Genomic DNA, 25,376 nt, shown 5'->3' with positions numbered 1-25,376 from the left:
TGGTGGAGGTGGTGCTCGTTAAAAGCCCCCGTTGCTGAAGGCTCCGCTGCCGACCAAGATGTCGTTTGCGAGGTTGACTACGTTGAGTGTGCTCTGACCGTGCTCTACCTCCGTGTCCTGGAATGTGGACTGCCCGGCGGCGACGCCATGCGACCGCGCCACCAATCCGCCTGCGTTGTAACCGGATCCGAGGAACTGGTTCAACGGTTGACCTGCGCGTACTTCCGGCGTGGCGTGAGATGCCGCGTCGTCCCTGAGCATCCGCAAATTGTAGGCAGCAGCTTTGACCGCCAGATCGTCGTTCCCGACCAGGTCAGACCATTCCTGGCCGTTGAACTTGTCCGGATATTTGGCCTTGACCGCGTTGAATGGGTCCTCTTTCTGATTGGTCAAGCCGATCGAGTTCCCTACACCCGACCCGTCCAAATGGACACCCCGCTTGTCCACAAAGGGCTGTGACGACAAATAACGTGCCGTGTCATACATCACCCCCGCCGCGGGGCCTCTCGGGTCGGGGCGATAGGTCGACGGATCTTTCAGTGCGTTGAACATGCCCGTGTCCAGGCCGGTCCGCAGGGGCGCGCCCTCCTGGAGCACCATGGCGAGCACCAGGCGCGGATCCACTCCGGCTTCCCTGCCGTATTTCACGGCAAGCAGAGCCCAGTGCTTCATCTGCGGGCCATATTTGTCCAGTGCGGCGAGATCCATGGTTGTCAGAGTTGGCGCAGGCCCCTCCCAGGTGGCCATCCTGTCCAAATCTCCTTGGAGCGCGGTGTTGTCGCTCGGATTCCCGGATTCGAGGAGCAGCGGCAACTTGGCCAGCGCCTTCATTTTGGGGATGCCTTCAAGGCCTAGGAGCCCGAGGAATTTGGTGCTCGCGAGCACACCGGTCAACGGGCTGCTCGCGAAGACACCGTTGAAAACCTCTATCGCCCTGTACAGATCGAGCATCGTGACCAAGTCGACCGAGAAGTTCACCGCTCCGCTCTCGACGGTGGCACTGACCCGGCTCGCCATGGGAAAGGCGTGGGGCCCGGCGTTGGCGAGCGCGGTTCGGAGAGTGACGAGGCCGTCGTGGTAGCGCTGGACCGCGTCGCCGAGTGTGCCTGCGACCCGGAAGGTATCGCTGATGCCTTCGCGCAGCGCAGCCAATCCTTCGACGATGTCGGGCACCTCGGGAGCTGTGATGGCGTCGAACTTTTCGGACGCCTGCCGCAGCGTGACCAATCCCGCTTGGGCGATCTCGGAATTCGAGAAAGCGGTCCAGGTTTTAGCGGCCGTCGCCAGTAGGTCGGTCCGGCCGTTCGGTACCGATGTCGGGATTCCTCCTCGGCTCGGCGCAAGCAGAATACCGGGCCCGTTGTCGCGATTCGGATCAGGCAGCGCTGGAAAGTCGTTTGCGCTGATCGGTGGCGCTGCGGACGGCACCGGCTTGACCGGCGGCTGCGCCGCTCGCTGGCCGGGGCTGGTGTTGTTGTATTCGGCCATCTCCCAGTTGTATCCGGCGATCTTCAGCACATCGGAGAAACGGTCGAGGGCCGTCGCGCAAGCAATTGTCGCGTCGCGAACGTCACCACTCGAGGTCTTGTATTCCGTAGACCATGGGCCGACGGCCGGAAATGCCCCAGCCATTCCTCCTGTCGAACTCAGTCCGGGAACCAGAGTGCCGGTAACCACTTGCCGTACTTGATCTCGCAGTGTGGCTAGGTCTTTGGCAACCGCGTAGTACACCTTGGCATCGACAATCAGTGTTTCGTTCTGCGGCGCCATCGTCTATCCGCCACGCAGCATGCGACGGTTGGTCTGCAGCGCGGCGGAGTACCGGCGGTGGGCGGCCTGGGCGGCGGCCCGCATCTCGGCCACACCTTCGGCGAATTCCCTTGCGCCGGAAGCCCATTTGCCGTGGGCCTCGGTGTAGGCCTGCGAACCGATGCTCTCCCAGATGCCGGGCAGCGCGGCGACCCCCTCATCGAGGTGGTCCAGTTCTTCGTGGACGAACCCGGCGAGGGCGTTGAGCCTGCTGACAACATTGTCGAGATGATCGAGGTCGACCTTGAATTCCGAACTCATAATCGCAGCCCCGTGAACTCGCCCGCGCTGTCGCCGTCGCCGTCGCGGTAGTTGTCCGCACCGATGCCGAGCTTCGCGGCCATGTCGGTCAACGCCTGCGCGATCCGCAGCCCGCCTTCGCGAGTATCGTGCCAGCCTTCCGCGAATTCGCTTGCCGCAGCACCGGACCACCCTTGCGCCAACAACTCATCGACATCCTTGGCTGTCGAACCCAGAGCTGAATTCAGGGTATTCGCGATGCCATACACTTTGCGGCCAAATGCACTGACCTCGTCCGGAACAACGAAAACACTGCGCTCCGGCTCCGGCCCCCCGGTGCCATTCATAGACAAATCGTAACGCGTGAACTGCCCCAAGCTGTGCCCGCAAAAACTTGGGCCCCGCAGTCGAGATCAAAGATGTCGAATTCTCGCTGCCCTCGCCGGGCACACCGAAAATCCGCACCCCTTCGGTGGATTCGCACTGGCTCTGGGCGCACGGAAGGGGTGCGGATCCGCAGAAGGGGTGCGGATTTTCGGGGAGGTTCCGGTGCGACGGTGGTGGCGGGTCGCGTGCTCAGCTACTCCTCGTCGATGCGTGCTCGACACCGCAGCGGGATCTGGCCGCGATTCGATTGTGCCCATGGCGCTTTCGGCCGATCGGGCCGGACATCCGCGGCGGAGGTACTGACCTTGTTTCACCCATTGCTGGGGCTCTGATCTGCCAGTACCGTGAGTGACCCGAGGCCAGCAGGCGCCGGTGCAGGCCAGTCGCCGGCGCGTCAGCATCGCGCCTCGCCGGACAGCGGAGGCCACCATGCGCACGATCCATCCCCTGCGCGCGAATCGCGAAGCGTCCGACGGCGGCAGGCCGATGCGCTCGGCGTGGCTCGGCCGAATAGCTCGTTCCGGCAACAAATCCCAGGCATCCGCGAAACGGCACACGTGTGCCGCCGAGTTCGGCCGGGAGCAAGGTAGGTTGCGTGCCATGGCGACTCCGGGTGGAATCGGTAGTGGGACAGCGGCAATCGACAGCTCGACACCGCCCGTGCTACCCCGGACGCCGGGCAGGCGCGTCGCTGCGATGCTCGCCCGCGTCGGATCCTCGGCGGCCGCCGCCACGCTGCTGGTGCTGGCGTCGACGCTGCTGACGACGCACAGCACGGCCCGCGCCCAGGTGCCGCCGCCCGATGCGGATCCGTTCTATGCCGCGCCCGCCGATATCGCCGCCTATCCCGACGGCGCGATCGTTGCGTCGCGGCAGACCGCGTTGTTCGGTCTGCCGCTGCCGGTTTCGACGTGGCAGGTGAAGTATCGATCCACCGACGCGGGCGGCGCGGCGATTGCCGATGTGGCCACCGTCATGGTGCCGATGCTGCCCTGGTTCGGTCCCGGTCCGCGGCCGCTGCTGTCCTATCAGATCGCCGAGGACAGCCTCGGCACCCGCTGTGCGCCGTCGTATGCGTTGGCGGGCGGCGGCGATCTCGGCGGTGCGCAGGCATTGATCGACACCCCGTTCATGGCCGATGCGCTGCGCCGCGGTTGGGCCGTGGTGACCAGTGACTACGAGGGCCCGCACGCCAGGTTCCTGGACGGTGTCAACTCGGGACGCGGCGTGCTCGACGGCATTCGCGCCGCCCGTGACCTGCCTGCCGCGGGTCTCGGTCCGACGACACCCCTTGTCGCGTGGGGCTATTCGGGCGGCGCCTTCGCCACCCTCTGGGCGGCCCAGATGCAGCCGGAGTATGCGCCGGACGTCCGATTCGCCGGCATCGCCGCGGGTGGTCTCCCCGCCAACTGGCCTGCCATCGCCCAGCACGTGGATGGCACGCCGCAGGCAGGCCTGGCCATGCTCATCCTGATCGCGGCGACCAGGGACCACCCGAGCGCGGGCATCGCGGACCTGCTCAACGATCGTGGCCGCGCGATGCTGGCCGCCGACGGCGCGGCCTGCGGCCCCGACCTGGTTTCGAAATATGTGAACGCCAGGGTCGACGACTTCTCGTCGGTCCCGAACCTGCTGTCCCACCCCAGCTTTCGCGCCGCCACCGACCCCCAAGAACTCGGCGCCCCTGCCCCGAGGGTTCCGATGTACCTGTACCACAGCACCAGCGACGACGTGATCCCCGCGGCGGGCTTCACCGATCTCCTCGGCCGCTACTGCGCGCAGGGCCCCGACGTCACTTTTGTGCATTCCGCCCTGCCCGGCCACAACCCCGCCGCCGCAGGCGAAGCACTCGGCGCCATGGGCTACCTGTCCGACCGGGTAGCAGGCGTCCCTGTCGCCCCCGGCTGTCACCCCCGATAGGCGAACGCCCACCTCCGCTACGAAATCCGCACCCTCTCTGTGCATCCGCACTGCTTGCGGGCTGCTAGAAGCAGTGCGGATCCACGGAAGGGGTGCGAATCTCGGCGCACGGGGTTCCCCGAAAACAACACGGCGCGCACCACATCGTGGTGCGCGCCGTGTCGGGTGCGCGTCGGAACGTCGGTGATCAGTTCCGCGAGCGGCCCGTGTCGTCCATCCACTTGGTGGATCCCGGCGGTGCGGCCAGGGTGCTGATCAGGTCGATGCCCGCGATGAGCAGCGTCGGCCCGCCAACGATGATGGTGCCGATGATGCCGCCGACGGCCGCACCCGCGATCACGCTGGCGATCACGCCCGGCCCGGAGACGATGCCGGTCAGCCCGACCAGCGCGCCGATGATGGTGCCGATGAAACCACCGACCGCAGTGGCGATGCCGAACTGCGACAGGAACGCATCCTGCGCTCGCTGGTTCTCGTACGGCGAGGCGATCGCGGCCGCGGGCGCCGGACGTGCGGCGGCCTGGTCCTTGACCACGGTCAGCTCCAGTACGCGGCCCGCGTCGCGGACCGCATGCGGTAGCGGGTATTCCAGCCCGTCCTGCCGGAAGGCTAGTGGCAGCGTGACCACGGTCTTGCCCGCCGCGTCGTTGACGTTGACGGTGCTGCCTGCCAGTTCGAACGATCCACCGGTCAGCGTGGTAATGATCTTGTCGCCCACCAGCTTTGCCTCGTAACCGATCTCGGCTGCCGGTGCGGCGTCAGGCTGTGCGTAGGAGGTGCCCGCGCCGACCGCGACCGCGGCGACAAGGGGCACGGCGGCCGCAGTGAGTTTGCGGAGAATCATCCGGGTTGTTCCTATCCTCATCAGGTTTCAAGCAATGGAGAACACCACGCACGTCCGATTCCTTCCCCCACTACGGTGCGCAGCCAATGATGTGATCAAAAGATCAGCTACTCCGCAGAGAACTCTACCGCCCCGGCCGCGGTTTGCACCCAAAATTATTGGGTAGTTTTCCTTTTTAAGAAACCGCGAATTCTGTTATAGCAATAGGCTATTTACATACCGTCTGCCCAGTTCGGGGCTATGTCAGGGACATCCCCATGGCGTAGGAGCCCGCACACACCACCGTGACGACGATCAGCGCCACGGCATCGCGACGCCCCGGCGCACCCGGGTGGGCGGTGAGTTCGCCGGTGCCGCCGCGCGCGGTGATCGCCTCACCGAGTTCGCCTGCGCGCCGGGTGGATACGGCCATCGCCGCGGTGAGAATATCGATTAGCGCGTTCTCGGTCGCGAGGTAGAGAACGCCGTCTTTCGGACGAAGCTTGCGCGCGGCGCGCAGCACGCGAATCTCGTCCATCAACAGCGGAAGACCGCGCAACGTGAGCGCCACGACGACCGCCCATTCATCAACCGGCACACGGATTTTGCGCAATGGCGCACCGAGTCTGGCCAGCGCGGGCGCGATATCGCTCATCGGCGTCGTCCAGGCAACCAGCAACGATGCGGCGACCATGATGAGGCCGAAGACCACCACCTGTGCGTACCGCAGGACGGCATGGCCGCCGACCGGAACATTGATCAGTCCGCCCGCGACGAGCAAGGCCCAGAACCACCACGGCAGCCGCGGCAGCGTGCCGAGCGGCAACCGGGCGAGCAGGCCGATCAGCACCAGGAACGCGATCATGATGCCGAGCACCGGCCAGGTCGGCAGGAACATCAGCAGCAGGCTGATCAGGAATGCGCCGATCATCTTGGTGCCTGCCCACAGGCTGTGCACGGGGCTGGCCACCGGAACCTGACGAAACAACACCGTGCTCATCAGCGACCTCCGTGCTCGATGTGCTGCGCGGCATCGCCCGGATAGCGCAGCGGCGCCGGCCGGGCATCGTGCGGCCTGGCCACCTGATCGGTGACCGCCGCGATCGCGGACACCGAGTCTGCTGCCGGAATCCGCCCGTCGATCAGGTGCACCGTTCGATCGCACACCGCCGACATGTCCGCCACGTCGTGCGAGATGATGATCAGCGTCAGCCCGGAGTCCCGCAGCCGCGCAAGCAGTTCCACGATATCGGCCCTGCCTGCCGGATCGAGTCCGGCCAACGGCTCGTCGAGCACGACAACCTGCGGGTGACTCGCCACGATCGCGGCGAGCACCACCCGTTTCGCTTGTCCGCCACTGAGTTCCTCGATCGAGCGTGCCGCGAGCGAGCGATCGAGACCGACGGCGTCCAGCGCCCGCCCGACCGCACCGGACCCGGTCGCGCGCCCGCCCCAATCCGCGATCTCCGCCCCGACGGTCTGTTTCTGCAGTTGCAGCCGAGAATGCTGGAAGGCCAACTCGACTCGGCCGATCTGCTTGGCGATCGGCTTGCCCGCGAGTTCGCAACGGCCGGAACTCGGTGCGATCAAACCCGCCATGATCCAGGCGAGGGTGGACTTGCCCGATCCGTTGCCGCCGACAACGAGCAGTGCCTCCCCGCGCCGCACGGACAGGTCGACGGCGTGCAATGCCGGTGCCTCCCACGGGGTTCCGCGGTTGTAGGTGTGCGCGATGCCGCGCAGTTCGAGGATCGTGTCGCCCATCGGCCTGCGTCGCGCGTCCCGTACCGGCTTGGGCCAGGTGGGCAGGAATTCGACCGACCGCCCCTCGGAGAGATGAATCACTCGATCGGCCGCGGCGGCATCGGCTTCGTGGTGCGTGACGAGCACCACTGCCATCGCATGCCGCTTCGGCAGTGCCGCAAGCAGTTCGACGAGTTCGCGGCGACCGTCCGGATCGATCATCGAGGTGGCCTCGTCGGCGATGAGCAGCGCGGGCTTCCTGGCCAGCGCCGCGGCCACCGCGAGCCGCTGCTGCTGCCCACCGGACAGGGTCGCGGTTTCCTTCTCGCCCATGCCATTCAGGCCGACCTCGCCGAGCAGCGCGTCGACCTCGACCTCGGCGGCCTGTTCCGGCGGCAACCCCCACACCACATCGTCGGCGACGAGGACGCCGAGCGTCTGGCTTTCGGGTCGCTGCAACACCAGCGTCGTGCCGCCGAGATGCCCGAGCCCCGCGGAGCCGGGCCGCTGCACGGCTCCCGAGGTCGGTGGCAGCCCGGCCAGCAGCCTGGTGAGCGTCGACTTCCCTGATCCGTTGTGCCCGACGATGGCGACGAACTCGCCGACCGCGACGGTGAGGTCGATATCGCGCAGTGCCTCACGCACCGCACCGGGGTAGCGGAAACTGGCGCCGCGCAACGTGACCGGCAACGGCGCGATCGGCCGCTCGTCCGGCGGCGCGTCGAGCCGGTCGCTGCCGGGCAGCCAGGCCAGGCGATCGAGCACCGAACCGAGCACGAACCAGGAGAAGATCGCGGTCGCGAGCATGCCGGTCGCGACGCTGCCGCCGACCCAGGCCCACCACCAGCGCAGCACCGAATCGGTGAGATCGGCGGCCGTCCGCCCGAGCGGCTCGAGTTGCGGCTGCCGCGCCGCCAGGTTCTGGATGCCGCGCGAGGCGTTGCGGACGTTGTCGAACAGCAGGTTTCGCCCCGAGGAGAACAACTGCAACATGCCGACGGCGAAGCCCGCCCACAGCGCGCTCGCCAGGATCGAGAGGCCGAACATCGCGAGGAACCCGCCACCTCGGCGTTTCGCGGTGCCGATGATGCCTGCGACCGTCGCCGTCGCCATCAGCCCGACCGTGGCGACCAGCCCGGTCGCGACGAAGGCGACCAGCGCCGACGCGACCGCGGCGGTGACGAGTGCGCGCAGCCGATAGCGATGCGCGATCAGCCCCATCGGCACTGCGGCGACCAGGTTCAGCGCGCCAGCGACCGGGATGACGGAGCCGATCGTCACCAATCCGACGGTGGCGCCGCCGAGCACGGCGCCGGTGGCCAGCTCGATCGGTCGTAGCGGCCCACGTTCGGCCGGTCCGTCAGCTATCGGCTGTCCATTCACGGCACAAGTCTGCCAGGGGCCGCGCTCGGCGTGTCACGATGACGCTCAGGCGGCCGGAGTGAGGGTGTAGTCGGCGGGGTCGAGGGTGCGGATGCGGCGGCGGTAGCTGGTCTGCGAGCCCGGCCAATTGTTGGTGATGCGGCCTGCGGCGTTGCGATACCAGCTCGAGCAGAAGTTCCATGGTGTGCGCGCCAGCCGCTGCTGCAGGGCCGTGTTGAACTGCTGTTCCTGGTCGGCGCGCACTTCGAGACAGTGCCCTGGCCGGTCGGCGAGCAACTGCACCGCCTGCCGGATATAGCGGGTCTGCGATTCGATCATGTAAATGATCGAGCCGACACCGAGATTGGTGTTCGGCCCGTAGACCAGGAACAGATTCGGGAAGTCCGGCACCGTGATTCCGTAGTAGGCGTGCGCGCCCGCGGCCCACGCGTCGGACAGTTTGCGGCCCGCGCGCCCGTAGATGTTCATCGGCCAGAGGAATTCGGTGCCTTTGAACCCGGTGCCGTAGATGATCACGTCCGCCGCGTGCACGGTGCCGTCGGCGGTGCGCACCCCTTCGGGCACGACCTCGGTGATCGCGGTGGTCTCCAGCGTGACGTTCGGCTGCGTCAGCGCGGGGTAGTAGTCGTTGGAGAACAGCCCGCGCTTGCAGCCGATCGGATAGTCGGGGGTGAGCTTGGCCCGCAGCTCCGGATCCGCCACCTGCTTGCGCAGATGCCGCTCGGCGATGCCGGACACCAGCTTGGTGATGGCCGGGAATTCGACGAGGCCGAGCGAGACGAACTCGGCAATCGCCCACCAGCCGAAGCGTTCGGCGAGCAGCGCGCCGGGCAGCTTGGCGAAGAGCTTGTGCTGGATCGGCGAGTAGTCGGTGTCGAATTTGGGGATCACCCAGGCCGGTGTGCGCTGGAACAGCGTGAGCTCGGCGACCTTCGGCTGGATCTCCGGGATGTACTGGATGGCGCTGGCGCCGGTGCCGATGCAGGCGACGCGCTTGCCGGTCAGCTCGACGGCGTGCGCCCATTCGGCGGAGTGGAACGCCTGGCCCGCGAAGGTGTCGATGCCGGGGATCTGCGGCAGCGCGGGCCGCGACAGCTGGCCGACCGCCGAGATCAGGATGTCCACCGTCCTGGCGTTCCCGTCCGCGGAGCGGACCGTCCAATGCCCGGCCGCGTCGTCGAATTCGGCATCGGTCACCTCGACGCCGAACCGGATCGCGTCGAGCACCCCGTTGCGCTCCGCGACGCCGCGCAGATAGGCGTGGATGGCGTCACGCCCGGAGTAGCGCTGCGGCCAGTCCGGTTTCGCCTCGAACGAATAGGAGTAAAGCGGGGACGGCACGTCACATGCGGCGCCGGGATAGGTGTTCTCCCGCCAGACCCCGCCGAGATCGTCGGCCCGTTCCAGGATGGTGATGTCGTGGAAACCGTTGCGGCGCAGCTCGATCGCCATGCCGATGCCGCCGAAGCCCGCGCCGATGATGAGGACCGATGGCCGGTTGCCGGTTGTCATGTGACACTCCTCACAGCACTGCAGATAGTTCCACTCTAGGGGGCGTCCGGAAAACCGATCGACAAATCCGGCCATACTGGGCGGGTGGGACGGGTGCAGGATCCGGGAATCCGCGATTGGAACTTTCCACGCGGCATCGCCAGCGTGGCGCTGATGGTCGGCTACGCCGGTGAGCACGGCGTGCCCGTCACGCGCATGCTCGCAGGCACCGGCCTGACCGAGCCGCTGTTGCGCGATCCGGACGCCCAAATCGACGCGCAGATCGAGCTCGCAGTGATCCGCAATCTGGTGCGCGAGCTCGCCGACCGGCCCGCACTCGGGGTCGAGATCGGTCGCCGCTACCGGATCACCACGTTCGGCATCTTCGGCTTTGCCTGCGTCAGCAGCCCGACCCTCGGCGAGGCGATCTCGTTCGCGCTGCGGTATCTGGAGCTGAGCTTCACCTTCTGCCTGCCGGTCGCCGAATGGCGGGCGGGGGAGTTCGTCGCCTGGGTGCACGACGAGTTGATTCCGGCCGATGTGCGCCAGTTCCTGGTCGAGCGGGACGTCACTGCCATGCATCAGGTGATGAGCGACCTGCTCGGCAGGCATCTACCGTTGGCCAGGGCCGAGTTCTGTTTCCCCGAACCGGATTACGCCGATCGGATCGAAGAGGTCACCGTGGTGGCGCCGCGTTTCGGCCAGCCGCGCAACCTGTTCGCCATTGATCCCGCGGTGCTGGATCAGCCGCTGCCACAGGCGAACGAGCAGACCTGGGCGATGTGCCTTGCCCAGTGCCGGGATCTGGTGCATCGCCGCCGCGCCCGCACCGGCATCGCCGCCGACGTGCGCGAGCTGCTCGTGCCCGGCGGCGCCGAGGGATTCACCGCGCCACCCGGAATCGACTCCGTCGCACGCGGTCTCAACATGAGCACGCGCACCCTGCGCCGCCACCTCGACGCGGCGGGCACCAGCTACCGCGCCCTGCTCGACGAGGTGCGCCGAGCGCTGGCCGAGGAAATGCTCACCACCACACCGCTTTCGGTGAGCGATGTGGCGATCCGCCTCGGCTACGCTGAATCCTCGACCTTCATCTACGCGTTCAAGCGCTGGACCGGGGCCACGCCTGCGGCCTACCGCCGCGAGCGCGCGGTCCGTCGCTGAGGCGACGGTCAGGCAGGCGGGACGCCGAGCCAGCCGCTCATCGGGACGCTGCGGAAATGCGTTGTCAGGCTGTGTGTCTCATCGATGACGTGCAGTGCGACGGCGGGATCCGGCGCGTAGTCCATCACGTGGTCGGGCAGCTCGAGTTCCCAGTCGGCGCCGAGCACCGACGCGGTGCTCGGCGCGACCAGCAGCGGCTTGCCCGCGAAAGTCGTTGTCGCCGAGGAGTGTGCGTGGCCGGTGAGCACCGCGACGATGCGCTGGTCGTTCGCCACCACCTCGGCGAGCTTCTCCGATTCCGCCAGTGCGATCTCGTCGACGACCGGGCTGAACAGGTGCGCGGGCGGGTGATGCAGCGCGAGCAGCACCGGCTTGTCGGCCGGGGCGGTGGCGAGCACGTCGTGCAGCCAGGCGTAGGTCTCCTCGGACAGCCTGCCGCTCGGTTCCCCTGGAATGCTCGAATCCAGCAGTGCGACGGTCAGATCGCCGATCCGGTGAGCGTGATTGATCGGTGCGTCCGAGGCGGCTTCGCCGAGCAGGGTGGTGCGGAACGCCGCCCGATCGTCGTGGTTGCCGGGGATCGCGTACACCGGAATGTCGGTCGCCAGTGCGAGCTTGGCTTGCGCGTACTGCTCGGGCTTGCCCGCGTCGGTGACGTCACCGGTCAGCAGGATCGCGTCCGGCGTGCGCCGCAGGCCGGTGAGGAACGCCAGCACCGCCTCGACTCGTTCGGCATTGCGCGAGCCGAGATCGAAATGTGTGTCGCTGACCTGAGCCACCAGGATCATCGGCGTTCGCTTTCTCTGGGGGATCGCTCCGTTGCGTCAGAGTGTGCCCGCCTCCCGCGCGCGGCACCCAACAAGACTAGTTGACCTGCGTGTTGTGCGTCGCCATGAGGCTCGCCACCGGCGGAAACGTGTGCTGCGGTTTGTGTTCGCGGTCATAGCGGCGTCATTCGCTCTGCTCGGTGACGAGGGCGGTCAACGTCTGCAACGACCGCAGGAATGACCGTCGATCCGCGGCGGGCAAGTGGGCGAGCAGGCGGTTCTCTTGCTCCTGGATATCGCTCTGCGCTCGGTCGCGCAGGGTCCGTCCGGTGTGGGTGAGCGACAGCAGGTTCACCCGCCGGTCGGCCGGATCCGGTTCGCGCCGAATGAGTTCGCGCCGCTGCAGTTCGTCGAGCACGCCGATGATGCGCGTCTTGTCCGCGCCGATCGCCTTGGCCAGTGCCGCCTGGGTGTAGACGGGTTCTTTGCCGAGTCCGAGGAGCACGGCGTATGCCCACATCGATAGCCCATGTCGTTCCAGCACAGGTAGTTCCGCCGTCATCAGCGCGCGGCCGAGTGGCGCGATCATCGCGGCGAGGTCCGGGCGGCGTGCTTCTGGCATGGGTAGAAAATACTGGTTGCTACTTAATAAGCTCACGCTTACGATAAGCTCATACTTATCAAATAACTAGGAGCAGCGCGATGGCCATTGATCCGGATACTCGTACCGAACTGCGCACCCTCGACTCATTGGGCAACGACGTAGATCTCGTCACGCTGGACGCAAGGGCGGTGCAGGTGAGTGTTGACCTTGTCGCCCAGCTCACCGGTGCTGACCTGCGCAGACCGACGCCGTGCGCCGACTGGACGCTGCACGGCCTGCTGACGCACATGATCGCCCAGCACCGCGGCTTCGCCGCGGCGGTCCGCGGTGCCGAGGACCTGGCGTCATGGAAGACCCGCCCGCTCGGGCCGGACCCGGTGCGCGACTATCGGGACGCCGCGGCTGAGGTCGTCGCGGCGTTCGCCGAGCCGGGCGTTGTCGAACGGCAGATCCTGCTCCCGGAATTCACCACTGACTTTCGGTTCTCCGGTGCGCAGGTGCTGAGCTTCCACTTCATCGACTACGTCGTCCATTCCTGGGACGTGGCAAAGACTTTGGGCGTTCCGGTGCAGTTCGACGACGAGCTGATCGATGCCGCGTATCCAGTCGCGAGCGCCGTACCCGGTGGCGAGATTCGCCTGGCTCCCGGTGCCGCGTTCGGTCCTGAGGTGACGTGGTCGAGCGCGGATCGGCTCGACCGGATCGTCGCGATGCTCGGCCGGTCGCCGGAGTGGTCGCGCTAGCCAGCCCCAAGCAGTTCGGTTGCGCGACTGAGCAATTCGTCGGACTCGTGCGGCGCCGCGTCGATCGGCCGCCAGAAGTCCGCGTCGGGCGTCGCCGCGAGCGCGAGCTCCGGCGGCGTCCGCCACGGCGCCGCGAGGCCGAGCCGCCACGAATGCAGGTAGGTCCGCGCGTTGGCCCCCGACTTGTCGAAGAGCGGATCGCCGACGATGGGCGCGCCGATCCACGCCAGCTGCACCCGGATCTGGTGGCGGCGGCCGGTGATCGGGCGCAGCGCGAGCACCGAGTGCCCGGCCCGGCGCAGCACCGTCACGAAGTCGGTCCGCGACGGGTAGTTCTTGGTGTCGAGCAGGTCGGCGTCCTCGACGAACCAGCGGTCGGCCACCCGGCGGATGCTCTCGCGCGGCGCCGCGATGCGAACACGGTTCTTCCGCCCGACGCTCAGTGGCAGCTCGAGCACGCCTGCGTCGGGCAGCTCGGTGGACTCGACGATCGCCAGGTACGCCTTGTCCGCGGTCTGCTTGTTGAACTGCCTGGTCAGCTGGCCGTGCGCGCCGAGCTCCTTGGCGAGCAGCACCAGGCCGGAGGTCACCTTGTCGATCCGGTGCACCGGGTAGAGCGTCTCGCCCGCCGCGGCCGCCAGCTCGACCAGGTCGGTGTCGTGCCGTTCCCCGGTGACCGAGATGCCAGCGGGTTTGTGCAGCGCCAGAATCGCCGCGTCCTCTTCGACGAGGAATCGCGCGCGCAGCTCGGACCAGTCCATTTCCACTGGCACGAGCCTAAAGTGCGGCTCGGCTGTGCCGCGAATGTGGTGCCCTGTCCTAGCCGTTGCCCTTGCGGCGCAGCACATGCGGGCGCAGGCGGTTGAAGCCGCGCACGCGGACACTGCGCAGGTTCTTGATCTCGAACTCCGCTTCGCCGGCGAGGGCGGCCGCTTCCTCGTCGTCGACGAGCACCGTGCCCGGCCTGGCGACACCGGTGAGGCGGGACGCGATGTTCACCACCGAGCCGTACAGGTCGCCGAATCGTTGCAGCACCGGCCCGTAGGCGACGGCGACACGCAGTTCGGGGGTGCCGCCGACCATCATCGTCGACTCCTGGATGGCCAGCGCGATGCGAGCCGCGGCGACGGCGTTGGTCGCGGCGAACATGACCTCGTCGCCGACGTTCTTGACCACCCAGCCGCTGTTCTCGGTGATCGCGGCGGTGGTGGTCGATTCGAACGACTCGAGCAGCAGCGCGAGCTCGTCCGGGTGCAGGTGCCTGGTCAGCCGCGTGTAGCCGACCATGTCCGCGAAGCCGACCGCGAGGTCGCGCACCGTCTCGCCCGCCGAGGTGCCCGGGTCGAGCGAGCGCGACAGCGCCGCGGCGAGGTGGCGGCGCCAGGCATAGGTGTTGAGGTGTTCGAGCGTCGTGAGGGTGCCCTCGGCCGCGCTGCGCACGGTTTCCTCGGGGTCGGCGTCGGGATCCGCGGCGGCGATGCGGGCACCGATCTCGGCGAGCACCAGGTCGACCTGCCATTCGGCCAGTCGCGCCATGCCCTGGCCGAGGGTGCGCGCGGTCGCCGCCTGCTGCCGGGAATCGGCGGCGGACAGGATGTTCAGCGAGCGGAAATTCCGGACGGCCGCGATATCGGCCTCGGCGTAGTCGACGGCGTCGTCGTCCAGGCCCGCGGGGAAGCCGAGGGCCGTCCACAGCCGCTTGGTGATTGCCGTGCTGGTCTTCGACCGTTCGGCGACCTCGGTGCGGCTGTACTTCCGTGGTCCGTCGAGCAGATAGGCCTCGACGATCGCCTGCACCTGCTCGGACTTCTCGGTGGGCACCATTCCCGTACCTTACGACCACCGGCGGACCGTCCGGTGCGGACACCGCCGCGATTGGGTGAGCTCACAGTGCGCGGCACTGCCCGTATCAGGATTGCGTGGGTGTCGCCTGAATGCGGGCCACGAATGTGTCGATGGACGACCACATCTGCGGATCGAGTTGGGTGTGCGTCCCGGTGCCGGCAACGGTCTGGAAGTCGACGCCGTTGGCGGCGAACTCGCTCGCCAGCGTGGCGTGCAGCGGGGAGGGCACCGTGCTGTCGGTTGCGTTGACCAGCAACAGGATCGGGGCGTCGTAGCCGCTGGTCGGCACGGTCAGGTAGGAGTTGTATGCGGCACGAAGCCCGCTGTCGGACAACCGTTTCGAGATCAGCTGGCCGAGGCCGATGTTGTGCACCCGCGCCTCGATCTGCGGCTTGCAGAGCGTGGCGATGTCGTCGAGCACGGCGCGGCCGAGCGGGGTCAGGTACTGATCGAAATCGACCTCGGGGTGGGTGCTGCGCAGTCCGGTCATGATCATCGAGGAGAACCCGACGAACTCGTCCGAGTCGGGGAAGCTGGGAAAGTCGGGTCCCACTGCGGGAAGCACCTTTTCGATGTCGGACGCGGGGTCCACCGCGATGGTGCCGCGGAAGTCCAGCTCGGGAGCGTAGGTCGCCTGCAGGTGGCCGGCGCCGAGCGCCGCCTGCCCGCCCTGCGACAGGCCGAACACGCCCCAGGTCTTGGAGAGTTCGGGCCGGGCCGCGCGCGCGGCGCGGACGAGGTCGATGGTGGCGGTGGCCTCGGTCTGCAACTCCAAGTACGGGTGCGGTCCGGTGTTGAACAAGCCGAGCCCGAGATAGTCCGGCGCCACCACGGCGAAGCCCTGCGCGAGCAGGTGCTGCATGATGCCGTCTTCTTCGTTGTGGAAGTGGGTGTCCGGGGCCGTGCTCGGATCGGACTGGCCGCCGCAGCCTGCGCCGAGCCCGGAGGTGCCGTGGTCGAACGCGATGATCGGCCAGCCGTTCGCGGGTGGCGTGCCTGAGGGGACGAACATCGCCCCGCTTGCCTGCCGTGCCGTCCCGTCCGACCCGGTCATCCAGTAGGTGACCACCGACCCGCCCGACATGCCACGCCAGCCGTCGGCCTGCGGAATCGCGTCGATCAACGTCCCGGGAGAGGCGGCGAGCGCAGGCGCGGCCTGCAATCCGAGTGCGACGCCAGCCGACACCGTGGCCACTGCCACCGCGCCCTTCCACCCACGAGTTACCCGCATCGAAGCCTTCTCCTTCGTACTGGACGATCGTCCAGCTAACGTCAGACTAGGTCGGTTGTGTAGCTACCACATCGCGGCGCAGCAAATTGTAAGCAACCACACGTTACGCGCGGCTTTGCTGCCGCGCGCCAGGGGCTGGCGGACCGTGTCCAGTTCGATCTCTGCTGTTCGGAAGGCTGTGGCGGTCCTGGCGGCCGCATCGGTGCGTGGAACGGGGAGGTGGGCGAGCAAGAGCGATTGCTTGTCCCGTGAGTGTCCGGATGCCGGGTCAGCGTGCGCGACGGATGAGCGTGTCCGCTTGCCGACGATGCCGCGCTGCGGCTGCGGAGTCGCCGAGGGCCGTGGCAAGTTCGGCGAGGTAGGTGGCGACGGGATCCAGCGTGAGTAGCCCGGTGCCCGCCCCGGCGAGTTCCTGCGCGGCAGGGAGTAATTGGTCGTAGCAGCGGCGCATCAAGGGTTCGTCGCCGAGCGCTTCGGCGGCACGGGCGGTGAGGCAGGTGCGCAGCTCGAGCAGCAGGTCTCGCGGGGATTCCGGTGTCGCGCGCAGGGCTACGGTTGCTTCGTCGCGAAGGCCCTTGTCCAGCAGGAGGATCGGCCGGACCCATGGCTCGTGTGGTCCCCATGCGGCGGTGGCGAAGTCGTCGCGGAGGGCCAGTCCGTGCCGTAGGCGCAGGCAGAGGAGGGCGAGGGGGAGTAGGCCATGTTCGACGCCCGGCATGCCGCTGCCCGCGAGCCCGGTGGCCGCAGACCGGTAAGCGGCTGCCGCTTCGTCGTGAGCGCCGGTGATCGCGGTGCGCAGCGCGCTGAACCAGCGGGTGAAGATCCCGACCATCGGCAACTCGTACTCGGCGCCGAGCCGGTCCGCGGCGGTCGCGTTGGCCGCCGCCGCGGGGAGAGCACCTGTTGCGCAGTCTGTTTGGATGCCGATGAGATGGCCGAGCACCGCGAAGGTGGGTAGCCGGTGCTGCTGTCCGAGCGCGATGAGTTCGGCGCCGATGCGGGCGCGGTCCGCGCTCAGTCCGGCTCGCTGGAAGGTGTGCATGAAACGGCCGTTGAGCGCGAACGCCAGCAGCGCTGGATCGCCGAGCCCCCTGGCGATCGTCTCGGCCTCCGCGGCGGCGTGCAGGCCGCGGTCGTCGGCGGCGCCGCGCAGTTCCATCGCCACGGTCGTGCACAACCGTGCGCGCAGCTCGCGGTGGTCGGCGGGCAGCACGGCGATGGTGCGTTCGGCAGCCGCGACGAGTCGGCCTGCCAGCTCGGGATCGTCGTTGGTTGTCCACACGCCGGGGATGTCGAACGCGCTGATGACGCGGGCGGTCAGCGTCGGATCACCCTGCCGCTCAGCCCGAATGACGGCTAGTCCGCGGTAGTGGCGGGCCTCGGCGAGCCCACCCGTCACCGCCAGTGCCCTGGCGAGTCCGGTGGTGGCCTCGAGCTGTGCGGACAGGTCGGGCTCCGGCATCCGGTCGAAAGCGTCCAGGGCGGCTCGCCATTGGCGTGCAGCCTCGGCGATGGCGAATTTCTGCTCGGCGTCGAGCGCGGCGGCGCGCGCGTATCGAGCGGCGGCGGCCGCGGTGGCTCGGCTGTGCGCGCGAGTGAAATGGTGCGCGAGCACGGAAACCTCTGCGGTGCCTGTTCTTTCGAGCAGTGCGGCGATCTGGCCGTGCCACTGTGCGCGGCGTGGTCCGCTGATGTCGCGGTAGACGGTGTCGCGCACCAGGGTGTGGGTGAAGTGCAGCGTGCCGTCGGGGCGCTCGGTGAACAGACCTGCTGCCAGCGAAGTTTCGAGGCTGTCCATAGTGCGTTCTGCGTCGTCGGCCAGCTCGAAGAGGATCTCGCGATCGACATCCTCGCCGAGCACGGAAGCCTGGGCGACCACGGTCTGGGCGGGCTGCGGCAACAGTGCCAGGCGATGCCGGATGACCTCGCGCACACCGGCCGGAATGGTGTCGAGCGCCGCCGCTCCCTCGTCGCGGAGCAGCCTGGACAACTCCCGGACGAAGAACGGATTGCCGTTGCTGCGCTGGTGGATTCCCGCCGCGGCGGCCGCCGCGAGGTCGGGTCCGGCGATCGCACGCACGAGGGCATCGGTATCGGCCTCGGACAGTCCGGTCAGATACACCCGGACCGGTTCGGTTCTCGCCATTTTGCCCAGCGCCGCGGTCAATTCGCCACCGATCTCCGTGCTGCGGTAGGTCGCAAGCACCAGCACCGGGCCCGCGATGCCGCCGACGATCAGCGCGGTGAGTAGGTCGAGGGTTTCGGCACCCGCGTTGTGCACGTCGTCGAATACCAGCAGCACAGGTGCACGGCGTGCCACTGCGGCCAGTTGCTCGGCTGCGTTGCGGTGGAACAGAAACCGTGCCTCGGCCGGATCCATCGAGGCGGGCGTATCTGGGGTCAGTGCTCCCGTCGGAGACGGCGCGTCGGTGGGGGACGGTGTATCCGCCAGGGGCGGTGCGTCTACCGAGATCGATGTATCCGCGGGGAGCGGTGCACCTGCTGGAGCCGGTGTATCCGCTAGGGGCGGTGCACCTGCCGGATTCGCCGGGGGTGATGCGACTCCTGCGGCGGTCAGCGCGGCGACGATCCTGTTCCACGGCCAGCCCGGCGGCACGCCGAGGTCGGCTGGGCTCTCACCCCGTGCGGTGATCCAGCCGTCGGCCGCCAATGCGGTCGAGAGTTCCTCTGCCAGTGCGGTTTTCCCGGCACCTGCCTCGCCGGTCAGCAACACCAACTGTGCGTGACCGTGCCGGACGACGTGGTCGGCGGCACGGTGGAGCGCCGCCAACTCCGAGCTCCGACCGACGAAACCCGTTCCACGCACGGCGGTTCGAGTGGTCTTGGTCGTCGGCAGCAGATGGGGTGCCTGCGCCAGGATGTCGGCTTCCACTTGTCGCAGCTCGGGACCAGGGTCGGCGCCCAACTCGGTGCGCAACAGCTCGCGGATGCGCCGCAGTGCGGCTAAAGCGTCGCTCTGCCTGCCGGATCGGTACATGGCGACGGCGAGCAGTTGCCAAGCGTGTTCGCGCAACGGGTGCTCGGCGACGAGGGCTTCCAGTCCCGAGATGGCCTCGGCAGGACGCGCGAGCTCGACCAGCGCGGCGGCGCGCTGTTCGACGGCGAGCTGTTGCAGGTTGTCGAGCCGGTCGACTTCGCCACGCGCCCAACCCTGTTCGGCAAACTCCGCGTAGGCAGGTCCTTGCCACAGGTCGAGCGCCGCATCGATCGTCGACAACGCGCCGTCGGGCTGCCCGGCAGCCAGCAGCTCGGTGGTGTGGCGGACGGCGGCGGCGAAGCGGTCCGCGTCCACGGCATCCGGCGCGGTGCGCAGTGCGTAGCCTGGCGCGGCCGTCACCAGGATCTCGGCCGGGGTCCTGGCCTGGCGCTCCGGCTCGAGTGCTCTGCGCAGATCGGCGACGAAGGTCTGGATCGCGCCGACCGCACCGCGCGGCGGTTGTTCCCACAGGTCGCCGATCAGCTGGTCCACCGAGACCACGTGGCCGCGCGCGACGAGCAGGCGCGCGAGCACCGCACGATGCCGGGGTCCTTTCAACGCCAGAGTCGACCCGGCCCGTTCGGCGCGAAGGGGACCGAGCACCCCGAAGCTCAGCTGCGCCACGCGACGGGTCCGATCCTTTCGATGCGAGCAGCCGTACTCAGTCGCTGCTGACCGGATGCTGAGTGCCACGGAAAAGACTGTCCGGTGTCACCGACGAACACTGGAAGGACACCCGATGACATCGAAGATTACCGGATTCGACTACCAGCGAATCGCCGTCGCCGACGGCGTCGAGCTCAACGTTGCGGTGGGTGGGGCAGGCAGCCCGATCGTGCTGCTGCACGGGTTCCCGCAGACCCATCTGATGTGGCGGCACGTCGCGGCCGACCTGGCCGCCGATCACACCGTCATCTGCCCTGACCTGCGCGGCTACGGCGACAGCGACAAGCCGGTGGCGACCGACAGCGGTGTCTACTCGAAGCGAACCATGGCCGCGGATACCGTGGCCGTCGCCCGCGCCCTCGGGCACGAGCGGTTCGCGCTCGCCGGGCACGATCGGGGCGCCCTGGTCGCGATCCGCGCCGGACTCGACCATCCCGACGCCGTCACCCACCTCGCCTCCCTCGACACGCTGCCCACCCTCGACATGTGGGAGGTGCTGCGCGGTGTCACGGCGGCCGTCGGCTTCCACCTGTACCTGATGGCGCAGCCGCCCGGCCTGCCCGAGCAGCTGATCGCCGCCGCTCCCGACGCCTTCTTCGGCCACTTTCTCGACGGCTGGTCCGCCGACCCCGCCGCGATCCCGGTCGAGGTGCGCGCTGCCTATCTGCACGCCAGTGCCGCCGCGGTGCCGAGCATCGTCGCCGATTTCCGCGCGTCCGCAGGCATCGACCTCGAGCACGACAAGGCCGATCGCGCCGCGGGCAACCAGTTCCGCATGCCGGTCACCGTCCTGCAACAGGATTGGGGCGCCGTCCTCGGCTTCGATGCCGAAAGTCGCTGGCGCGCTTGGGCACCCGACTTGAAGCACCACACCGTCAGCTGTGGTCACTTCATGGCGGAGGAGTCGCCTGCCACCGTCACCGATGCCGTGCGCGCATTGCTCGCGCGTTGACGGATTTCGTCGCGACGAGCCGAATATCCGGCCGAAATGTTGACGCGATATTGATGTGGTAATCATCACTCGCCAATTCTCCGAGTGGTGGTTGTACATTGGCGACGAGCACCTGTAGTCGAGGAATCCTCTCCGCTTCTACCGGTGGTTTGTCCGTAATTGTGCGGCGCCGATGACAATGTTGTCCGTATCGGCCGCAGGAATGGCGGAGGCAAGATCGACGCAGCGGTCGAGCGCCGCGGATGCGGCTCCACCTGCGTGTATGTCAGTAATCCACGGCCCGGGGCGATTGATCGGAAGCGGGCAGCATCTCACCAGGAGCGACGATGGCGACCATCTCTCGCGACAGCAAGCAGACCGGACGAAAAACTGCTCTCCGAAATGGCGGAGCCAGCCCGGTTTACGTCAATCTCACCGACAAGGCGTTCTTGCGGCTGCATCACGGTTATGGACTGCCCGTCATTACTCAGACGCTGACTTTGGTCGAGCACAGGCTTTCCGATGCGCAGTTGAATGCGATGTACACACTGCTGAAGGCGGGGCCGCTGACGCGCCGCGTGCGCCGCCCTGCGGTGCCGTTCGCCCGCGCGCGCTGGGTGCCGACCGATTCGGCGCTGCCACTGTCGGTGGAATCGGTGGCGATACCGGAGGCCGACGCCATGGCGTGGGCGAACCGTCAGGCGCAGTTCCCGCTCGATCCCGACGCAGGCTACGGCTGGCGGTTGTCGGCCGTGCCGACCACCTCCGGTGGGATGATCGTCTGCCTCAGCAAGTCGCACGCGGTCGCCGATGGTCATGCGGGCCTGATGGCCGAGGCCGGGCTTGTCGATCCGGGACGGGCCACCAAGGGTGCGCTGGCCACCGCTGTCGGCTTCCGCGATGAAGTTGCCGATGGTATGCACCGCGCCACTGCCATTGCCAGGCAGGTCTTTTCGGAGATGCGGCGGGCAAACCAGGATCCACTGCATCGCAAGGCCATCCTCACCGCGTTGACCACCCGGGAACCCAAGGCCGCGCCGGGTTCCGCCGAATGGCAGGAGCAGTCGGCGGTGCTCACCTTCGACGCGGCACAGTGGCGGGCGATCGCGGCGCGCGACGGCGGCACCGCCAACACGCTGTACCTTGCGCTCACCGCTGACCTGCTGCGCAACTGCCCGCTCATCGACGGCATTCCGCCGGTGCTCACGCCCGCTGTCCGAATCCTGCGCGAGCACAACCAAAGTGACGCGAACTCCTTCACCAGGGTGCCGGTGGTGGTGCAGCGCGACTGGCTGGACAACCACAACTTGACCGCGCTGCGGGCGGCGAGCAAGGGCGCGTTCGCCGCCGCCGACACGGTGGGTGGTGGCGTTCTCTCACGCCCGCGTCAGATGCCGCCTGACCTGATCGACTTCCTGCCGGAGGGTGTCGTGCACCGGCTGCTGGAGACCCCACCGATCACCATCGGAATGTGTTCCAACATGGGTGTTCTCGACGACTTCGTCGCCCCAGAACTCCGCGAGTCCACCCCGCTACTGCACATGAAGCGCGCAGTGGTTCAAGGCCTCGATCTCCCCACTGCCACCAAACAGCCTGTCGCACTGGCGACCTGGCTCTCGGAAGCCGGCGAACGAATCCACTGGAACCTGGAAAGCCTCAAACCGGAGATGTCCCGTTCCGCAACGGAATTAGCAAATCAAGCAACAAAGGTCGCCGCCTCCTGGGGCTTACACCCGCTCCGCATCGATACGAGCGACCCCGGCGCATAGCCGGGCCGACCGCGATCCGCTCCGGCTTCCGCGTAACCGTCTGCTCGGCACGGAGGATTCTGGGAGTCTGAGATCCATGACGTCCGATGCTCCGCTGCCTGCGGCTCGCCTCTTCGACCTCCTCGGCGCCGAGTACGAACGGTCCTACCGGGACCTTCCCGAGCAGCGCGCCGCACTCGAGTGGTTGTCTGCGCGCTTACCTGCGGGCGCGCAGGTGCTGGACGTCGGCAGCGGCACTGGGGTGCCCACCGCACGTACCCTGTCCGACAACGGGTTTCGGGTGGTGGGCATCGACGTGTCCCCTGTCATGATCGATGCCGCCAAGCGGCAGGTCCCCTGTGCCACCTTCCATCAGGCGGACGTGCGCGAATACTCGATCGAGCCTTCGAGTCTGGCCGCGGTCTGCGCGTTCTTCCCGCTGCTGCAAATGACTCGCGCGGACATCGACGCCTCCCTTGCTCGCATGGCGAGCTGGCTGCGCCCGGGCGGCTACCTGATCTTCGCCACCGTCCCCGCCGACCTCGAACAGGTCGACATCGTCTTCATGGGCCACCCCGCCGTGGTGAGCAGCTATGCGACGCCCGACCTCCTCGACCGCCTCCGCAGCGCAGGCCTCGAAGTCCTCGAAGCACGGGAAACCACCTTCACCCCGGACCTCGAGGGCGCCACCCCCGAGCCGCACGTGTTCGTCTACTGCCGCCGTCCCGCCTGAGTCGTCCCCGACCTTGCGGTCGGTCGCAACTATGCGAGGTCTGCTGGCCCCCTTCCGTGTCAGTCGGCGTGTCAGATCGCTGTCAGGTCGGTATCAGCCGGTCTGGCGAAAGTACTCACATCGACAACGCAGCACTCACGGCCACACCGGCCGCAGGGGCTGTCACAGCAAGGAGTACTGCAATGCCTACTTTCCAGACCGTGGCTCCGATCACCGTCATCGCCGACATCCTCTCCGGTGAGCTCACCGTGCGGGCCTCGGACCGCACCGACACCGTCGTGCAGGTCAACCCCGCGGATCCTTCGAAGAAGGCCGATGTGCGTGCCGCCGAGCAGACGCGTGTCGATTTCACCGGCGGCATCCTGACGGTCAAAGCACCCAAGGACTGGCGCACCCACACCCCCTTCGGCGGCAACCCCTCGATCGAGGTGCTCATCGAGGTCCCCACCGGCTCACGGCTCACCGCAGGCTCCGGCGTCGGCCATCTGGTGGCCATCGGCGAATTCGCCGACACCGATCTCGAAGTCGCGGCGGGCGACATCACCGTCGAACGCCCCCGCGGTGCGGTCAGCGCCAAGGTCGCCAAGGGCGACATCCACATTCACGAGGCCTCCGCAGGCGAGCTGCGGCTGGAAACCTCCTACGGCGAGCTCGAGATCGGCATCGCCGCGGGCAGCGCCGTGCAGCTGGAGGTCAATGCCACCAGCGGCACCGTGCAGAACCTGATGCAACCGGTCGACCCGACCAACGCCGAAACCGTCCGCGTCCACGCCCGTAACTCCTTCGGCAACATCATCATCCGCCACGCCGCCCTGGTCTGAACCGATCTGAAGCTACCGAGACTCTGAAGAAGGACTACGTCATGACAAGCGCTGCAAGCAGGACATCCGGTGTCGAGGACGGCTGGGGAAAGGTCGCCGACGCGTTCCGCGCGAACTTCGCGGGCAAACCCGGCGAGGTGGGCGCGGCGTGCTGCGTCTACGTCGGTGGCCGCAAAGTCGTCGACCTGTGGGAAGGTCAGGCCGATCGTGCGGCGAACCGGCCGTGGACCGCGGACACCATCGTCCAGGTCGCCTCGACGACCAAGGGCGCCACCGCGATCTGTGCCCATCTGCTTGCGCAGCGCGGTCAGCTGGATCTCGACGCACCGGTGGTCGAGTACTGGCCGGAGTTCGGCGCCGCGGGCAAGGAACGAATTCCGGTGCGCTGGTTGCTTTCCCACCAGGCAGGCCTGCCGGTGGTCGACGGACCGCTGACCTACGAGCAGGCGCTCGACTGGCATCCGGTCATCCGCGCGCTCGAGGCGCAAAAGCCGCTCTGGCAGCCGGGGACCGAACACGTCTACCACGCTATGACTTTCGGGTTCCTGGTCGGTGAGGTCGTGCGCCGTATTTCCGGGAAGTCGCTCGGCACGTTCTTCGCCGACGAGGTGGCGGCTCCGCTCGGACTGAGCGCCTGGATCGGGCTGCCTGAGCAACACGAATCACGGCTGGCCAAGCTCGAATTCGCCGCGCCGTTCAGCGTGGAGGAGCTGACCGCGGGAATGGTCGCGACGTCCGGGCTCGACGAGGAGACGGTCACCGCATGGATCGCCACCATGTTCAGTCCTGGCTCGATCCAGATACGCGCGGCCGAACTCGGCGGCGCCATCGACAACGCGTCCGACTACTTCACCCAGCGTCCTTGGCGCGCAGCCGAATTCCCGGCCGCGAACATGGTCGCCGACGCACAGTCGGTGGCACGGATGTATGCGGCAACGGTGAGCGAGGTCGACGGGGTGCGGCTGCTCGATCCGTCCACTGTCGAGCGGATGACCGCCGTCCAGACCGACAAGACGCGGATGTACGGGCTGCCACCGGGATTGGACATCCCCGCCGACCGTTCCTTCTACATGTCACTCGGCTTCATGCGGTCCAGCGTGATACTGCCGATGGTCGGGCCGGGTTCGTTCGGTCACCCAGGCTCCGGCGGATCGATCGGTTTCGCGGACCCGGACGCCGGTGTCGGCTTCGGCTACGTCACCAACCACTGGAGCTTCCCGCCGGACGATCCGCGTGCGACCGGTCTGGCCGAGGCGGTCCGTTCCTGCCTCTGAGGACAAGGCCCGCCCACTGAACCTTTCGGTCAGTGGGCGGGCCTTTCTGTTTGTG

General features: G+C 67.7%; 21 protein-coding genes. 8 read left to right on the top strand and 13 right to left on the bottom strand.

The genetic code is table 11. The features are described from left to right. Positions 1-18: 18 nt before the first annotated feature. From ACGFNJ_RS23905 to ACGFNJ_RS23895, 3 genes are read right to left on the bottom strand one after another with little or no spacing between them, the layout of a single operon-like run. A complete protein-coding gene (locus ACGFNJ_RS23905; RefSeq protein ID WP_393452051.1) occupies positions 19-1,770 on the bottom strand; it encodes a hypothetical protein in 1,752 nt (583 codons plus the stop codon). A 3-nt stretch (positions 1,771-1,773) separates the two neighbouring features. Continuing rightward, the gene (locus ACGFNJ_RS23900) at positions 1,774-2,070 is read right to left on the bottom strand and encodes a WXG100 family type VII secretion target (RefSeq protein WP_393452048.1); all 297 of its coding nucleotides are present in this window, start codon (positions 2,068-2,070) and stop codon (positions 1,774-1,776) included. Then, complete coding sequence (locus tag ACGFNJ_RS23895) at positions 2,067-2,426, bottom strand: WXG100 family type VII secretion target (protein WP_393452045.1); 360 nt, start codon at positions 2,424-2,426, stop codon at positions 2,067-2,069. The genes ACGFNJ_RS23900 and ACGFNJ_RS23895 overlap by 4 nt, the downstream gene beginning before the upstream one ends. Positions 2,427-2,865: 439 nt before the next feature. Between ACGFNJ_RS23895 and ACGFNJ_RS23890 the strand changes: the two genes are divergently transcribed. Further along, a complete protein-coding gene (locus ACGFNJ_RS23890; protein ID WP_393452042.1) occupies positions 2,866-4,356 on the top strand; it encodes a lipase family protein in 1,491 nt (496 codons plus the stop codon). 187 nt (positions 4,357-4,543) lie between these two features. On the opposite strand, the gene ACGFNJ_RS23885 is transcribed toward ACGFNJ_RS23890, so the two are convergent. The 4 genes from ACGFNJ_RS23885 to ACGFNJ_RS23870 all read right to left on the bottom strand — a co-directional run bounded on the left by ACGFNJ_RS23885 (position 4,544) and on the right by ACGFNJ_RS23870 (position 9,817). Beyond that, positions 4,544-5,200: an ammonium transporter gene (locus ACGFNJ_RS23885; protein ID WP_393452039.1), complete on the bottom strand. Its 657-nt coding sequence runs from the start codon at positions 5,198-5,200 to the stop codon at positions 4,544-4,546. Between the two features lie 238 nt (positions 5,201-5,438). Further along, entirely contained in the window at positions 5,439-6,179 is a 741-nt protein-coding gene (locus ACGFNJ_RS23880) for an energy-coupling factor transporter transmembrane component T family protein (RefSeq protein ID WP_393452036.1), read from the bottom strand. Next, complete coding sequence (locus tag ACGFNJ_RS23875) at positions 6,179-8,305, bottom strand: ABC transporter ATP-binding protein (protein ID WP_393452033.1); 2,127 nt, start codon at positions 8,303-8,305, stop codon at positions 6,179-6,181. The genes ACGFNJ_RS23880 and ACGFNJ_RS23875 overlap by 1 nt, the downstream gene beginning before the upstream one ends. A 45-nt stretch (positions 8,306-8,350) precedes the next feature. Beyond that, complete coding sequence (locus tag ACGFNJ_RS23870) at positions 8,351-9,817, bottom strand: flavin-containing monooxygenase (protein ID WP_393452030.1); 1,467 nt, start codon at positions 9,815-9,817, stop codon at positions 8,351-8,353. Between the two features lie 84 nt (positions 9,818-9,901). On the opposite strand from ACGFNJ_RS23870, the gene ACGFNJ_RS23865 reads away from it, so the two are divergent. Continuing rightward, positions 9,902-10,960, top strand: a complete 1,059-nt coding sequence (locus tag ACGFNJ_RS23865; protein WP_393452027.1) for an AraC family transcriptional regulator — start codon at positions 9,902-9,904, stop codon at positions 10,958-10,960. A gap of 8 nt (positions 10,961-10,968) precedes the next feature. Here ACGFNJ_RS23865 and ACGFNJ_RS23860 read toward each other — a convergent pair whose 3' ends face one another. After that, complete coding sequence (locus ACGFNJ_RS23860) at positions 10,969-11,748, bottom strand: metallophosphoesterase (protein ID WP_393452024.1); 780 nt, start codon at positions 11,746-11,748, stop codon at positions 10,969-10,971. 163 nt (positions 11,749-11,911) lie between these two features. Beyond that, positions 11,912-12,349: a MarR family winged helix-turn-helix transcriptional regulator gene (locus tag ACGFNJ_RS23855; protein ID WP_393452021.1), complete on the bottom strand. Its 438-nt coding sequence runs from the start codon at positions 12,347-12,349 to the stop codon at positions 11,912-11,914. A gap of 80 nt (positions 12,350-12,429) precedes the next feature. On the opposite strand from ACGFNJ_RS23855, the gene ACGFNJ_RS23850 reads away from it, so the two are divergent. Next, complete coding sequence (locus ACGFNJ_RS23850; RefSeq protein WP_393452018.1) at positions 12,430-13,074, top strand: TIGR03086 family metal-binding protein; 645 nt, start codon at positions 12,430-12,432, stop codon at positions 13,072-13,074. Here the strand turns inward: ACGFNJ_RS23850 and ACGFNJ_RS23845 are convergent. The 4 genes from ACGFNJ_RS23845 to ACGFNJ_RS23830 form a co-directional block, all read right to left on the bottom strand. Beyond that, entirely contained in the window at positions 13,071-13,835 is a 765-nt protein-coding gene (locus ACGFNJ_RS23845; protein WP_393452270.1) for an RluA family pseudouridine synthase, read from the bottom strand. The two genes, ACGFNJ_RS23850 and ACGFNJ_RS23845, sit on opposite strands and share 4 nt — an antisense overlap. Before the next feature lie 58 nt (positions 13,836-13,893). After that, positions 13,894-14,898 (bottom strand): adenylate/guanylate cyclase domain-containing protein, encoded by a 1,005-nt coding sequence (locus tag ACGFNJ_RS23840; RefSeq protein ID WP_393452015.1) that lies wholly within the window; start codon positions 14,896-14,898, stop codon positions 13,894-13,896. Between the two features lie 85 nt (positions 14,899-14,983). Further along, a complete protein-coding gene (locus ACGFNJ_RS23835) occupies positions 14,984-16,150 on the bottom strand; it encodes an alpha/beta fold hydrolase (protein WP_393452012.1) in 1,167 nt (388 codons plus the stop codon). Between the two features lie 268 nt (positions 16,151-16,418). Beyond that, positions 16,419-19,772: a BTAD domain-containing putative transcriptional regulator gene (locus ACGFNJ_RS23830; RefSeq protein WP_393452009.1), complete on the bottom strand. Its 3,354-nt coding sequence runs from the start codon at positions 19,770-19,772 to the stop codon at positions 16,419-16,421. A 115-nt stretch (positions 19,773-19,887) separates the two neighbouring features. Here ACGFNJ_RS23830 and ACGFNJ_RS23825 point away from each other — a divergent pair, with 115 nt between their 5' ends. The 5 genes from ACGFNJ_RS23825 (at position 19,888) to ACGFNJ_RS23805 (ending at position 25,321) form a co-directional block, all read left to right on the top strand. Beyond that, a complete protein-coding gene (locus tag ACGFNJ_RS23825; protein WP_393452006.1) occupies positions 19,888-20,766 on the top strand; it encodes an alpha/beta fold hydrolase in 879 nt (292 codons plus the stop codon). 326 nt (positions 20,767-21,092) lie between these two features. Further along, a complete protein-coding gene (locus tag ACGFNJ_RS23820; RefSeq protein WP_393452003.1) occupies positions 21,093-22,514 on the top strand; it encodes a hypothetical protein in 1,422 nt (473 codons plus the stop codon). Between the two features lie 76 nt (positions 22,515-22,590). Continuing rightward, positions 22,591-23,226 (top strand): class I SAM-dependent methyltransferase, encoded by a 636-nt coding sequence (locus ACGFNJ_RS23815; RefSeq protein ID WP_393452000.1) that lies wholly within the window; start codon positions 22,591-22,593, stop codon positions 23,224-23,226. Positions 23,227-23,408: 182 nt separating this feature from the next. After that, on the top strand, positions 23,409-24,047 hold the full coding sequence (locus ACGFNJ_RS23810; protein ID WP_393451997.1) for a DUF4097 family beta strand repeat-containing protein: 639 nt from the start codon (positions 23,409-23,411) through the stop codon (positions 24,045-24,047). Positions 24,048-24,088: 41 nt separating this feature from the next. Beyond that, on the top strand, positions 24,089-25,321 hold the full coding sequence (locus tag ACGFNJ_RS23805; protein WP_393451994.1) for a serine hydrolase domain-containing protein: 1,233 nt from the start codon (positions 24,089-24,091) through the stop codon (positions 25,319-25,321). Positions 25,322-25,376: the final 55 nt, after the last annotated feature.

The organism is Nocardia sp. NPDC049149 (genome assembly GCF_043197455.1).
Classification (GTDB): domain Bacteria; phylum Actinomycetota; class Actinomycetes; order Mycobacteriales; family Mycobacteriaceae; genus Nocardia.
Note: the sequence above shows the minus strand (reverse complement) of the source record. Positions and strands in the feature narration are given on the sequence as shown.